Genomic DNA, 12,884 nt, shown 5'->3' with positions numbered 1-12,884 from the left:
GCTTGCGATGATTCCGATGGTCAACCTGAAGGCGCAGTTCGCCGACATCAAAGACGAAATCGAAGCCGGCATCGCCGCGACGATCGACAGTTGCTCGTTCATCCTCGGCCCCAACGTGCAAGCGTTCGAAAAAGAAGCCGCCGACTATTTGGGCGTCAAGCATGCCATCGGCTGCGCTTCCGGCACCGATGCGCTGCATCTGGCCTTGTTGGCGCACGGCATCGCGCCGGGCGACGAAGTGATTACCAGCGCGTTCACCTTCATCGCCACCGCCGAGGCCATCAAATATGTCGGTGCGACGCCGGTATTTGTCGATATCGATCCCGGCACCTTCAACATCACGCCGGATAATATCAAGCGTGCCATCACTCCGAAAACCAAGGCGGTGATGCCGGTGCATTTGTTCGGTCAACCGGCCGATCTGCCGGCGATCCGGGCCATTTGCGATAAACACGGTCTGAAGTTGATCGAGGACTGCGCCCAGTCTTTCGGCGCAACCGTCGCCAATCGTCAGACCGGCAGTTACGGCGACGCGGCGGGTTTCAGCTTCTTTCCCAGCAAAAACCTGGGCTGCTTCGGCGACGGCGGGCTGGTGACGACGTCATCAGACGAAGCCGCCGCCAAGATCAAGCAGTTCCGCAACCACGGCTCCGAAGTCCGTTATTACCACGACGTAGTCGGCTACAACAGCCGCCTGGATGAATTGCAAGCGGTCGTGTTGCGCGCCAAGCTCAAGCGTATCGATCAGTACAACGCGGCTCGTCGGCACGCCGCGCATTTGTATTCCAAATTGCTGGCCGATCTGCCGTTGACGACGCCATTCGAGGACGGCGTCGGCGTGCATGTCTATCATCAATATACGTTGTTGTGCGAGCGTCGCGACGAGGTGATGAAGGCTTTACACGACCGGCAAATCTCCAGTGCGATTTACTATCCGGTGCCCTTGCACAAGCAAAACGTGTTCAAGGACGATTGCGCCGGGCTGTCGTTGCCGGTGACCGAGGCCGTGGCCGCCGAATGCTTCTCGCTGCCGATTTGCTCCAATTTGGCCGACGACACCGTCGTTGAAATCGCCGATGCGATTCGCGGCGTCTTCCAAGCTTAATATCCAAGATGTAGGGTGGGCTAAGTACAACGCAGCCCACCAGCCACTCACAAATGACTAAGCGACCAGCGTACACGGTGCTGTTCAGCGCCGGCGAATCCTCCGGCGACCGGCACGCCGCCCACATGTATCAGGCAATGCGCGCCACAGATTCGGGAGTTCGCGGCCTGGGCATGGGGGGCAGCGCGATGCGCGAGGCCGGCATCGACATCCGCTACGACTCGTCCGGTATCGGCGTGATCGGTCTGGTCGAAGTCCTCAAACACTATCGGGAAATCCGCCGGGCGCTCAAGATCATGAAGGCCTTGGTTGTCGCCGAAAAGCCGGATTTGCTGGTGTGTGTCGATTACAAGGAATTCAACCTGAAGCTGGCCCAATTCGCCAAGCGGCTGGGCGTTAAGGTGTTGTTTTACGTCAGTCCGCAAGTGTGGGCCTGGCGGCCGGGTAGGGTGCTTACCTACGGCAAAGCCATCGACATGATGGCGGTAATTTTTCCGTTCGAAACCCGTTATTACCAGGCCGAAGGCGTCCCAGTCCGCTATGTCGGCCATCCGTCGGTCGATAAAGTAAAACCGCTATACGGCCGCGACGAAGATTTCAGCCGGTTCGATCTGGACCCGCTGCGGCCGGTGATCGGTATCCTGCCCGGTAGTCGAAGCAATGAAATTAAGCGCATGCTGCCGGTGATGCTGGAGGCGGCCGCCATACTGGCCCGTCGCGCACCTAAACCGCAATTTCTGTTGCCGCAGGCCGATAGCGTGGATGACGAGCAAATCCAATCCGCGCTAAGTCACGCCGGTGTCACGGTCCATGTGGTAAAACATCAAACTTATGATGCGATTCAATGCTGCGACGCGGTGATGACCACGTCGGGCACCGCATCCTTGGAAATCGCGTTGCTAACGGTGCCGATGGTGATTGTTTACCGCTTGGCCGCGTTCAGTTATTGGCTGGGCAAGCGCTTGGTCAGAATTCCGTTCATTGGCTTGCCGAACATCATCGCCGGACGAGCCATCGTCAAGGAACTGATTCAGGATGACTTGACGCCGGACAATCTAGCGGCCGAAGTAGAACGTTTGTTGGCGGACCGTGCGTATCGGGAAAATCAAATCGCCGACTTGCGCTCGGTCAAGCAGGCGTTGGGCGAGGGCGGTGGTTCCGCGAACATGGCGGCGCTGGCCTGGGAAATGCTGAAGGCCGGCGCTTAGCGCGGTTTTTGGGCTATTATCTGCGCGTGGAGGATTCTTCTCGCACGCCGACGGAAGCGGAACATGAGATTGAAAAAAACCTTGGGTTTTATCGTTAAGTTGTCGATCAGCGCCGGATTGCTAGCTTATTTGTTTAGCGTGGCGGACATCGATCAGTTTGTCGGACGCATCGCCAGCTTGGGCCCCGAGTTCGTGGTGTTCGGTTGGGTGTATTACGCGGTCTGCCAATGGATTTCGGCCTATCGCTGGCAATTGTTTCTGGTCGCCGAAGGTGCCAGCGTCTCGGTCTATCGATTGTTCAAATTCTACATGGTCGGCATGTTCTTGAACAATTTCATCCCCGGCGGTCTGGGCGGCGACATCGTTAAGGGCTATCGCCTGCATCAGACTATTAACAATCCAAACCTCGCCATCGTTTCGGTGTTTCTGGAACGCCTGACCGGTTTGGTCGGGTTGACGGTGTTGGCGGTTGCTGTTTCGCCGTTCAATCTGGTCAAGCTGCAATCGCAGACCGCGCTTTTGGCGGTGGCCGGATCGGCGCTGTTTTTGCTGCTGTTGATGCTGGTGATCTGGTGTCCGCCGATGGCCCGCTTGAACCTGTGGTTGTCTAAGAAGCTGTTTCCCAAGGCCTTGGGCGAAAAGATCGCCCAGTTGTATATGGCGCTGTATTCGTTCCGCAATCATCGGCGCACCTTGTTGGGGGCGACGGCGGTATCGACCGTGCTGCAATTGATGTTCGCCATCTACTACGCCTTGGCCGCCAAGGCCTTGCATATCGACGTCGATCCGATATATTTCATTTTGTTTTTGCCGGCGATTACCATCGTGACGATGGTACCGCTGTCGATCGGCGGATTGGGCATCCGCGAGGGCGTCATGATCGGGTTGTTCGGCTCGGTCGGGGTGTCCAGCGCCGACGTGTTGTCGATTTCGCTCAGCGTCTACAGCATCAATTTACTACTGAGCCTGTTCGGCGGACTGATGATGTTCGAGCGTCGGAAGGCCGGTAATCCGCGAGAGGCCACTTAGCATGTTGGCGCGGCTGACCCAAATTCCCCGGAATTATTATTTGTTCGCGGTCGGTTGGTTCGCCGTGCTGTTAGGCGTCCAGGCCGGCTGGTATTCGATCCCGTCTTCGGCGGCGTCCAGCTTCGGCAGCGCGAGCCTGCAACTGAGCGAGCACGCGGCTATCGGCTGGGAATTCGCCGTGCGCGCCGGACTGCTCTGCTATGCGGGCTTGGCGGTCGCCGCGCTGCGCGGGACTGTCGTTTTTCGGCGGCGGGTGATCGGCGCCGGCTGGTTGTTGTTGCTGTTAACACTGGCGTTTCCGTATGTGATGAATCACTGGTATCCGGAATACGGGCTGGATACCCGGGTGATTTATCGGCAGGTGGATAGGGTGGTGGACGACATGGAGGCCGGCTTGAACTGGCAACACTTCGACTGGCGGGAGAGTCGGATCATAATGACTCAAATGCCGCCGGATACGCTCAGCGCCACGGTGTTCGAGGACGAATGGGGCGTCAAGGCGGCGTTGCCGGAATATCAGACTCATGTTTTGCAAAATGTGCTCGGCTATTCGAACGAGTTTTTGAATTCGGTCGGCAAGGGCTGGATCTTTGCGATTCTTGGGTTGATTCTGACCATATTGCCGGCCCGTTGGCTGATTCCGGTATCCGCTGAAGCTGAACGATCGCCGAGGCTTTGGCCGATGTTCGTCGTGGTATTGGCCGGTTTGTTAATACCTAAATGGCTGGCTTATTACTACGTCGATCAGGGTAAAACCCGTTACGCCGCGGGCAATTGGCACGAAGCGGCGGACGATTGGCGGCGAGCGGCGTTCTGGAATCCGGGTGTGGATTACGCCTTGCCGTATTTCGCCGATTTGGGCGAAATGGCGCAAGCAAAAGAATGCGTCGCTTGCCCGGAATGGCCGCTGTTCGAACTGGCCAAAGCAGTCAGGACCGGCAATTACGCGCGCGCCGAACAATTGGCCGGCGAGCCGCTGACCCAACGCTTGGTCGAGATGCCGGCCTATCGATACTGGCTGTCGGCGGTGTTTCTCGAATACGGCGTGCAGGCGTTCAATGCCGGCCAGTACGGATTGGCCGAGGAATTGTGGAACAAAACCTTGGTGCAAATGCCGACCTCGGCGATGGCTTGGTATGGACTATCGTTGGTCTATTTGAAATACAAGCAATTCGAAAGGGCCGCCGAGGCGATCAATCAGGTGGTCGCCTTGCAGAAGTTCGTCAATTTCCGAAAGATGACGGTCTCCGGACAATATTGGGCGACCAAAAGCTGGGCGGCGTTCCGGCGCGACGATCCGGTGGCGGCCCATCAGCTCTATACCAAATATCTGACGCCGGACAGTTGGAAATAATATGGGTACGAACGGGATTCGGCACTGGCTGCCGTCGTTAGGCGCGTTGCTGGTGGCTTCGTTTTTGATCGCGTTGTGCCTGGCGAATTGGTTGCTACCGATTCGCCAGGGTCCGATTCGGGACCAAATGCCCGACGGTTGGATGGGCGCCGAGCATGCGGAGCGGCGCGCCTACTTTCGGCAGACATGGCGTTTGCCGTTCAAACCTGAACACGGCTGGGTCGCTCTGGCTGCCGACGATTACCAGCTGATGGTGAATGGCCGGGTGGTCTCGTGGAACAAATATTCGATCAACGCCTCGCTCCCTTTTCAAACCCGCTTTTCCGATCGTGCCCAGGGCCAAGTTCCCCATAGTTGGGATATGCCGCGCAACCCGACCTCGCAACGCGCCGCCAATGAAGAATGGCGCGTCTTGCACTACATCGACATCACCCCGTATTTACTGCCCGGCGAGAATACTCTGGCGGTCTACGTACAGTCGCAACACCTGCCGCGGCTGGCGATTAAGGGGGGAGCCAGTGGCGAGGGGCTGAAGGCTGATATCGACGGACGCGCCGAGGCTTGGCGAGCGCTGGATGTGGCGGCCAATTTGACAGGTAAGCGATTTTTCGAACCCGGTTACAACGAAACAGAGTGGCCCGCCGCGCGGCCTTTGGGGGAATTGGAGAAGCCGGTTTACGCGCCGGTTGATCCGACGATATGGACGACACCGCGTTCCGAGTTGGGCTTGTCCGGCGTATGGTTGGCCGGCGATATGCGTCTAGCAACCGAATTGGTGGATTTGCATCGCGTCGCGGGCGATTCGGCCTGGGTCAGAATCGGCTGCGATTGGCCGTACTACCTGTTTTGGGATGACGAGTTGGTCGGTGCCGGCGGTGGCGGCGGCGGAATCGAAGCCTTCGATATGACCCGGTTTCTGGCTGCGGATCGAGGTCGGCTCAGCGTGCGGGTCGTTAGACCGAACAGCGAAACCGCTCCGCCGGTGTTGTTTGTCGATGGCCGTTTGGGCCAGCGGGTGTTGGACGGCGGTTTGCATTGGCAAACTCAAATTCAAGCGCATCCGGATTGGTTGTCCGGTGCCGGCCAATGGATCGCGGCCGCGACATTGTCGGCCGACAGTCGGTTGGGGGCGTTGAAGCTGCAAACCGCCGAGCCTATCGATGCCGACTGGATGGTTCAGTTTTTGAGCTTGTGGCTGGTATCGGCCGGCGCTTGTTGGTTGGCGGTGCGCTTGTTCCGGCTCGGGGCAGGCGCGTCGGCGGAAGGCTATGCCGGACGTGGACCGTCGGGCTTATTGGCAATCGGAGCGATTGCGGCGCTGATGCTGATTGCGTTGCGAGTCCGTTACGGCGAAACCGACAGTGTCCTGTGGTTGGAAGATCCTGTTTGGCGTCCGATCTGGATGGGATGGGTGCCGACAGTGACTTTGCTGTCTTGGTGGTTATTGCGCCGCCCTGCTTTTAGCGTGTCGTGGCCGGAGACGGGGTGGTGGGTTCGCGACTCGCGTCTGTGGCTAGGGCTGACATTAGTGGCCGGTTTTGCATTGCGTTACTATCAGATTGGTTTCGACGATTTACAAGCGGACGAAAACGTCAGTTGGGACGCTTCGCGCGGTATCCTGAAGGGCTTGTCGCCCGAGGCGGTTTCCGGCGTGTTGTACACCCGTTCGCCGCTCTATCATTACGTGTTGGCCTTATGGTTGGCGGTCTTTGGCGACAGCAAGGAAATCGCCCGAGGTTTGTCGATAGTGCCGGGTTTGGGCGTGATAATCGCCGCGTATTTACTGACGCTAAGAATCGGCGGACGGCGCGGTTTGGCGCTGTTGGTCGCGGTATTGCTGGCCTTCGATCCGTGGCAGATCTTTATTTCCCGGATTATCCGGTTTTACCAGTTTATGCAGTTTCTGGGCGTGGTCAGCGTCTATCTGTTTTTGCGCGGCTTTATCTGGCGAGACGGTCGCCGCTACCAACATTGGTTCTTTGTATTCTGCACCGCGACGGCACTGAGCCAGGAAGTATTCGTGATTACCTTTCCGGCGTTTTGTATCGCCGGCTTTTTGTATTACAAACCGTTCGACTGGCGCGCAGACAGGTCGATATTGATCGGATTCGCGACGATGATGACGGTCACGATCGCCGATATGGTGATCTTTACGATACTCTGTTTGACCCCGCACGTCGGTATCGCGACGTCCAGCGATTCGATCATGAAGCTGCATTTGATCAACCCGCATGTCTTCATCAACTTGTTTTTGCTGGGCAACCAGCGCATGGCCCTGGCTTATAGCGTCTTGGTGGTTTCGGGGTTTTGGTATTGGTTCAGGGGGCGGAAATCCAATCCGGCCATTGTCACGTTGTATTTGCTGGTCTTTGTCAGCGCATTCGTCGCGTCGGTGCTGTTAATGCAGATCGCCAATCGCTACGTGTCGCCGTTGTATCCGTTTCTGATCGTGTTGGCGGTGTTGACCGGGCGAGGTTGGATAGACGTGCTGGCTGAACGTATCTTCGGAACGGGCGCCGCCGTCGAGTTGTTGCGTAACCGGTGGCGAACCATCGTCGCCGGATTATTGCTGACCCTGGTTCCGTTTCAATCCGATCCTCTGGCGCTGGTGGATGCGTATTCGCGGCCGATCAATATGGGCCACGAAACCGCCTACCACTTTATCGCGGCGCAAAAGTCACCCGACGATAAGATCTTGACGGTATCGCCGATGTCGGCGGCGATAGTCATGGGTGGTGTCGATTACTATTTGATGGAAACCTTGTCCTTCGACGAGGTATACCGGCACGCCTCGGTTCAGGGTCAAGTCGTGGATCGTTGGGCGGGCGGAAAACTGGTCACCAACCTCGAGGAATTGAGGCGCTTGTTCAATCAGCATCGACGGGTTTGGGTCATTACCGACGAGATGGAAAGCAAGAAAATGTCCGACGAGTTGCTTGGGTTTCTCGAGCGGACCAGCGAGGTCCGCTACGAATTCTTCGGCGGAAAGGTCCTGTTATGGGATGCCGGACGCGGTCTGTATTGAGTCTAGCTAGGCTCTAGAATGGGGCCGACGACGAAAAAAAGAGTTCCGCAAGCGCCGATGCGCGCGGAGGGTGGAGAAATGCATTTGCTAAACTATGTTAAATGACATAATATTTTCGCGGCATATCGCTTAACTGTTTTGTTGTTTTTAAGGTATTTGAATTTTTTTCTTGGAAATTCAATATCTAGGCTTGTGGCATTGTTTGTGCTCTCTTAGGAAATAGTGTGTTTTCACTTTTCCATCAGAGGTAGCAACATGGCGCAAGAATTGATCGTCACGAATTACGAAACCACTGCCCAACACTTAAACACCGGCGGTTTAGTCCTGGGCGCCGGGCTGGCAATTGCTTCGATGATTCTGGTACCGGCCCTAGCGATGCGTTTGGGGTTAAGCACTAGCTTGACCGGCGCGTTGCGCATCGCTTTGATGAAGGCATCCAGCAAAGCCGCGCGTGGTAAGTGCTGAACGGTAAAGTGTGCCTGTGATTTCGTCATCCATTAGCCGCCACGGGCCAAGGCGTTTATAATTCCTCCGGTTTCAGGCAAGGAATGATTAGGATTGGATGATATGGCGACGACCGAAAACGATAAAAACTGCGATTTGTGCGGGCTGACTGTCGAAGTCAGCGGTTTTGAACTTAAAACTGTCGAGGGCGACAAACAGTTCTGTTGCGAGGGTTGTAAGGGCATCTTTCAGATGCTTCATGAAGAACTGATACTACCCGACGACCACGATACAAAATCCCAACCTACTCGGAGCTAACCAGAGGATCGTTATGGCGCACAATCACGACAAGCAGGCGCGTTCACCCGACTCGTCGATGAGTAAGCAGGTTGTCGCGGGAACACTGGCTACCGCAACCGTCAACACTGGAGGAAAATTGATGAGCAAAATTGCAAAACATCCGATTTTATTGTTTGGCGCCGGCATGGTCGCCGGTTATTTCGTATACAAATACCGAAAAGAAATCGTAGCCAGCGCGGCAAAGACTATCGACGCCGGTAAGGATTTCGTATTGCATCAAAAGGAAACGCTGGAAGACATCGTCGCCGAAGCGAAAGAAGAGAATTGATCGCGTTGATGCGAACCCGGTTCTTCGATTCTGTTTTAAGAACGGGCGACAGCCGGCAAAGGTGTCGCCCGTCTTTGTTTCTATCCCATTGATATGGCCATACAAAGAGAATTTGTTCTGCGTTATCGCCACGAGGGCCACCTGCGCTTTCAACTGCCGGAGCGTGCTTGTCGGCCAAGGGCCGCCGAGGCGCTGGTAAACCGGATTCGCGAGCTGCCGGGTGTCCGAGCAGTCGATTTGTTTCGCGGCCAACGCAAGCTGGCGATCCGTTTTCAAGAAGCGGTCTGCGACTTTACCGGTTTGGCGCGCGCCATGCACAAAGCACTGGCGGAGTTGGAAGCTGAAGGGTGTTTCGACGACATCCCAGCGACGAAAGCGGCCGGCCGTTTGGCCCTCGGGATCAAGCGGCGACTGAAAAACACGCGGGTTGGCGCTTGGTTCGGTGAGAAAGTCCAGGCGGGCAAGGAAACCGTCGAGGCGGCCAAAGTGCTCGGCAAACTCAGTAGTAAAGGCCCCAAAGCCTTATTCAAGGATCCCGAGAAAGCCGTGATCGACTTTCTGAACGACGTGTTGGTACTGTATTTGATCAAAGCGCACTGGCCGCGAATTACCCAGCAATGGCTGCCCAGACCATGGACCTACCGCTACGAATGGCTGGCGGTGTTTTATATGTTTTTCTTGTTGGTCAGATCCCGTAGACCCAAATAAGCCGACTGGCCGTGGCCCGGCGCGGTGCGCCGGGTTGTTTGGTCAGTCACATCGAGGAGTGCAGTCTTAATGGTTACCGATAACAACCCCTATCGGCATTTTGAGGTCCGGCACCAATTACGCAACCGGATCAGAATTGTTACGCCGGTGTTGGTCGGCGATCCCGAGCGTAGTTACATTTTCGAAATCCTTCTTAAAAAAAGACCGGAAATTAAGCGAGTACGCTCGGTAATTGCGATCGGTTCGGTTGCAATCGAATTCGACTCGAGTCGGCTTCCGGCTAAAAATCTGTTGATTTTGTTGGATGCGGTTCTCGGCAATATCGCCAGTAAGCGGCGGCTCGGCGTAGCCGATAAGAAAAAATTGCCCGAGGGACCATTGGCCGACATCGATTTGGCGGTGGAAGGCATGAGTTGCGCGTCTTGCGCGCTGTTGATCGAAATGGTCCTGAATCGCGACGAGCGGATCAAAAAGGCCAGCGTCAATTTCGCCACCGAAACCGTCAACGTCCAAGGTTGCTTGACCAAGGCCGATGTCATCGCAACCATCGAAAAACTTGGCTACAGCGCCTTGCAGGTCGATACCCTCTCGCAGCGGAAAAAATTGATCGAAAAGGAGTTGCAAAGAATTGACGTGGCCCGGCGTCGATTTGTATGGGCAGGGCTGCTGACCGCGCCGGTAGTGGCGGTAGCGATGACGATGCGCACCGGTGTTTGGCTGCACTGGTTGCAATTTGCCCTGACCACGCAAGTGGTGTTCGGTACCGGCAGCCAGTTTTTCGTCAAGGCCTATCGGCTAGCCAAGCAGCGCGCCGCCAATATGGATAGTTTAATCGCACTCGGCGTCGGCTCGGCCTATGGTTACAGTTTGCCGGCCTTGTTTGGCCGACGTAGTCACGTCTATTTCGAGGCGGCGGCGGCTATCGTCACCTTCGTGTTGCTCGGGCGCTATCTGGAAGAACGCGCGCGCGGCAAAGCCGGCGAAGCGATCCGCAAACTGGTGGATCTGCAACCCCAAACCGCAACCTTATTGACCGAAAGCGGCGAAGAGCGGCGGGTGGATGTCGACGAGATTCAAGTTGGCGATGTGTTGTTGGTGCGTCCCGGCGAAAAAATCCCGACCGACGGCGTCGTCATCCACGGCATTTCCACGGTCGATGAATCGATGATCACCGGTGAAAGCATGCCGGTCGTCAAAGTGACCGGCAATACGGTGATCGGCGGTTGCGTCAACGGCAACGGCGTATTACAGGTGCGGACCAGCGCTATCGGTATGAATACCGTGCTGGCCGGTATCGTGCACATGGTCGATCAGGCGCAAGCCGCCAAGCTGCCTATCCAAAAGCAAGTGGACAAGATCTCGGCAGTCTTCGTGCCTGCCGTCATTGGCTTGTCCGCGCTGACGCTGTCGGGCTGGTTGATTGCCGGAGCGCCGTTTGGGATGGCGTTCGGCAATGCGATTACCGTGCTGTTGATCGCCTGCCCCTGCGCATTGGGATTGGCGACGCCCGCAGCCATCATGGTTGGCACCGGACAGGCTGCCAAGCAGGGGGTCTATATCCGTAACGGCGAGAGTCTGGAAATCGCCAGCAAGCTCAACGCCATCGTATTCGATAAGACCGGGACGATTACCGAAGGCAAGCCCAAGGTCGTCAAAATCCATAAAGTCTCGCGCATCGCCGAAAACAAGCTGCTGATGCTGGCGGCTTCCGCCGAAAACAATTCCGAACATTTCCTGGGTAAGGCCATCGTCAAACATGCCGAAGAACAGGGAGTGGCCTTGCACGACTGCGCTTATTTTTACAGCGAGACCGGGCACGGCATCCGCGCCGAAGTTGACGGCTACAAGTTGCTGATCGGTAACCAGGCCTGGTTGCAAAGTCATCAGGTTGAGGTTCACGGATTGGCGGAGCCGGCCGATACCGCCGCCGCGCTGGGACAAACGCCGGTTTTCATGGCGGTTGACGGCAAGGAAGCCGCGGTATTTGCCATCGCCGATACGCCGCGACTCGAAGCTGCCGCCGCGATCGAGCGTTTGCATCGGATGGGTATCAAAACGATGATGGTCACCGGCGACACCGAAAAAACCGCCTACGCCATCGCGTTTCGGGTGGGAATAGCCGACGTGGTGGCACAGGCCAAGCCGGACGACAAACTCCGGATCATTCGGCAATTGCAGGCGGACGGTCTGAATGTCGGCATGATAGGTGACGGTATCAACGACGCGCCGGCATTGGCTGCCGCCGATGTCGGTTTCGCGGTCGGTGGCGGTACCGACGTCGCGATAGAATCCGCCGATCTGACGTTGGTGCAAGGCGACATCGGCAAAGTTACCGACACGATAGAACTCAGTGCCTTCACGATCAGCGTGATTAAACAAAACCTGTTTTGGGCATTCGGCTACAACACCATCGCCATCCCGGTAGCGGCAATGGGCAAACTTAACCCGATGATCGCCGCGGCAGCCATGGCGTTGAGTTCGGTGTCGGTCATCGTCAATTCACTCAGACTCAGCAAATAAATGGACCACCAAATGCACGGCATGGATCATGCGATGCATGGCATGACGGAGATGGCCGCCGCTAGCGGTTTCGACTATACCCTGGCATTCGCGGCAGGCTTTTTAGGTAGCGGACATTGTCTGGGCATGTGCGGGGCCTTGGTATCCGGCTTTTTCATGAAGGCCGGCAAAAGTCGAAGCTACTGGCCTTATCTGGCTTACCAAGTGGCCCGTATTACGGTGTATGCGACGATAGGCATGGCCGCTGCGACCCTGGGTGTCGTGTTGATATCCAGCGGCTTGTTCGGCAAGATTCAAAGTGTGCTGCAAATCACGATGGGCTTAGTCGTCATTGCGTTGGCGATGGGGGTTTTGGGTTGGATACCCTGGCAAGGTTCGCTTCGATTAATCCCGTTGGGAATGTTGCGCAAGGGTTACGCCACGGCGAATCAACGAGGACCTATTGTCGGCTCGATCATCGCCGGACTGTTAAACGGCTTGATGCCATGCATGCTAACCTTCGCGATGGCCGTCAAAGCCACGACCGCGACGAGCGTGCTGGAAGGGGGGGCGTTAATGTTGGCATTTGGCGCCGGCACCTTACCGATGATGCTATTCATCAGCGTGGCATTCGGCAAAATGAGCGCGAAACTGCGCGGTTTCATGTTCAAGGCCGCCGCGGTGATTATGCTGGTGATGGGCTTGAACACGATCAACAACGGCGTCAGCTTTTACATGGACCAGGACTTCGACCACAGTCATTTCCTGTTCTATCTACAAACCCAGCTCGATCTGGCGATAGCGTTTCTAAAGAACATGATGGACTACTTGTCGAGCATGATAGACAGCATACGCAACAAGTAGCGCGCCGCAAAAAATGCTGG

At 56.4% G+C, this 12,884-nt stretch carries 11 protein-coding genes; all 11 read left to right on the top strand.

The window, feature by feature from the left end; all coding sequences use genetic code 11:
- The first annotated feature begins 7 nt into the window (after positions 1–7).
- The 11 genes from BJL95_RS03815 to BJL95_RS03770 all read left to right on the top strand — a co-directional run bounded on the left by BJL95_RS03815 (position 8) and on the right by BJL95_RS03770 (position 12,864).
- Positions 8–1,105, top strand: coding sequence for a DegT/DnrJ/EryC1/StrS aminotransferase family protein (locus BJL95_RS03815; protein WP_071155618.1), 1,098 nt, complete (start codon positions 8–10; stop codon positions 1,103–1,105).
- Between the two features lie 53 nt (positions 1,106–1,158).
- Complete coding sequence (gene lpxB / locus BJL95_RS03810; protein WP_071155616.1) at positions 1,159–2,313, top strand: lipid-A-disaccharide synthase; 1,155 nt, start codon at positions 1,159–1,161, stop codon at positions 2,311–2,313.
- A gap of 63 nt (positions 2,314–2,376) precedes the next feature.
- Positions 2,377–3,342 carry a lysylphosphatidylglycerol synthase transmembrane domain-containing protein gene (locus BJL95_RS03805; RefSeq protein ID WP_064028577.1) on the top strand — a complete coding sequence of 322 codons (966 nt, stop codon included), beginning with the start codon at positions 2,377–2,379 and terminating at the stop codon, positions 3,340–3,342.
- Between the two features lies 1 nt (position 3,343).
- The gene (locus BJL95_RS03800) at positions 3,344–4,696 is read left to right on the top strand and encodes a hypothetical protein (protein ID WP_071155614.1); all 1,353 of its coding nucleotides are present in this window, start codon (positions 3,344–3,346) and stop codon (positions 4,694–4,696) included.
- 1 nt (position 4,697) lies between these two features.
- Complete coding sequence (locus tag BJL95_RS03795) at positions 4,698–7,721, top strand: glycosyltransferase family 39 protein (RefSeq protein ID WP_071155612.1); 3,024 nt, start codon at positions 4,698–4,700, stop codon at positions 7,719–7,721.
- 255 nt (positions 7,722–7,976) lie between these two features.
- The gene (locus tag BJL95_RS03790; RefSeq protein WP_064028571.1) at positions 7,977–8,186 is read left to right on the top strand and encodes a hypothetical protein; all 210 of its coding nucleotides are present in this window, start codon (positions 7,977–7,979) and stop codon (positions 8,184–8,186) included.
- Positions 8,187–8,288: 102 nt separating this feature from the next.
- Positions 8,289–8,483 carry a heavy metal translocating P-type ATPase metal-binding domain-containing protein gene (locus BJL95_RS23595; RefSeq protein WP_082885523.1) on the top strand — a complete coding sequence of 65 codons (195 nt, stop codon included), beginning with the start codon at positions 8,289–8,291 and terminating at the stop codon, positions 8,481–8,483.
- Positions 8,484–8,604: 121 nt separating this feature from the next.
- Positions 8,605–8,793 carry a hypothetical protein gene (locus BJL95_RS25610; protein ID WP_082885522.1) on the top strand — a complete coding sequence of 63 codons (189 nt, stop codon included), beginning with the start codon at positions 8,605–8,607 and terminating at the stop codon, positions 8,791–8,793.
- Between the two features lie 93 nt (positions 8,794–8,886).
- Complete coding sequence (locus BJL95_RS03780; RefSeq protein WP_071155610.1) at positions 8,887–9,501, top strand: hypothetical protein; 615 nt, start codon at positions 8,887–8,889, stop codon at positions 9,499–9,501.
- Positions 9,502–9,570: 69 nt separating this feature from the next.
- Positions 9,571–12,021 (top strand): cation-translocating P-type ATPase, encoded by a 2,451-nt coding sequence (locus tag BJL95_RS03775; protein ID WP_071155605.1) that lies wholly within the window; start codon positions 9,571–9,573, stop codon positions 12,019–12,021.
- Positions 12,022–12,864, top strand: coding sequence for a sulfite exporter TauE/SafE family protein (locus BJL95_RS03770; protein ID WP_064028563.1), 843 nt, complete (start codon positions 12,022–12,024; stop codon positions 12,862–12,864).
- Positions 12,865–12,884 lie beyond the last annotated feature (20 nt).

Origin of the sequence: Methylomonas sp. LWB (assembly GCF_001856095.1) — a bacterium.
In the GTDB taxonomy this organism is placed as follows: domain Bacteria; phylum Pseudomonadota; class Gammaproteobacteria; order Methylococcales; family Methylomonadaceae; genus Methylomonas; species Methylomonas koyamae_A.
This window is presented reverse-complemented; position numbering and strand designations above follow the sequence as displayed.

Bases quoted from the DNA above. Each gene is read 5' to 3' on its own strand.
- BJL95_RS03815 (WP_071155618.1), top strand. From the start codon at position 8: ATGATTCCGATGGTCAACCTGAAGGCGCAGTTCGCCGACATCAAAGAC.
- lpxB (WP_071155616.1), top strand. From the start codon at position 1,159: ATGACTAAGCGACCAGCGTACACGGTGCTGTTCAGCGCCGGCGAATCC.
- BJL95_RS03805 (WP_064028577.1), top strand. From the start codon at position 2,377: ATGAGATTGAAAAAAACCTTGGGTTTTATCGTTAAGTTGTCGATCAGC.
- BJL95_RS03800 (WP_071155614.1), top strand. From the start codon at position 3,344: ATGTTGGCGCGGCTGACCCAAATTCCCCGGAATTATTATTTGTTCGCG.
- BJL95_RS03795 (WP_071155612.1), top strand. From the start codon at position 4,698: ATGGGTACGAACGGGATTCGGCACTGGCTGCCGTCGTTAGGCGCGTTG.
- BJL95_RS03790 (WP_064028571.1), top strand. From the start codon at position 7,977: ATGGCGCAAGAATTGATCGTCACGAATTACGAAACCACTGCCCAACAC.
- BJL95_RS23595 (WP_082885523.1), top strand. From the start codon at position 8,289: ATGGCGACGACCGAAAACGATAAAAACTGCGATTTGTGCGGGCTGACT.
- BJL95_RS25610 (WP_082885522.1), top strand. From the start codon at position 8,605: ATGAGCAAAATTGCAAAACATCCGATTTTATTGTTTGGCGCCGGCATG.
- BJL95_RS03780 (WP_071155610.1), top strand. From the start codon at position 8,887: ATGGCCATACAAAGAGAATTTGTTCTGCGTTATCGCCACGAGGGCCAC.
- BJL95_RS03775 (WP_071155605.1), top strand. From the start codon at position 9,571: ATGGTTACCGATAACAACCCCTATCGGCATTTTGAGGTCCGGCACCAA.
- BJL95_RS03770 (WP_064028563.1), top strand. From the start codon at position 12,022: ATGGACCACCAAATGCACGGCATGGATCATGCGATGCATGGCATGACG.